Source organism: Streptomyces pseudogriseolus (assembly GCA_002154585.1).
GTDB lineage: Bacteria > Actinomycetota > Actinomycetes > Streptomycetales > Streptomycetaceae > Streptomyces > Streptomyces pseudogriseolus.
Genome location: MUNG01000618.1, coordinates 522 through 753, shown reverse-complemented (window position 1 = coordinate 753; position 232 = coordinate 522). Strand labels below are relative to the sequence as shown.

Here is a 232-nt window from a genome sequence, read left to right as displayed (position 1 = left end):
CCCCGCGCCGCCCGCGGACCCGCGCCCCCGCCTCCACCGCCCCGCGGATCGCGTCCAGTTCGCGCTCCAGCTCCGCCGGCGCCGGGAAGTGCTCGTCCCGCTCCAGCAGCACGCCCGGGGGCGACACGCGGGAGGCGAGGTCGGTGAGGATGTCCAGCACCGCCGGCGGCACCGGGTGGGCGTGGCTGTCGTGCCACACGCCGTCCCGTTCGACGCCGCCCGCGACATGGAC

1 protein-coding gene is annotated in these 232 nt (G+C 78.9%); it reads right to left on the bottom strand.

Translation table 11 applies throughout. From position 1 onward, the window contains the following. Positions 1 to 232, bottom strand: a 232-nt coding sequence (locus tag CCN29_RS36610; protein ID WP_442538660.1) for a multinuclear nonheme iron-dependent oxidase, incomplete at both ends; no start/stop codon positions are given.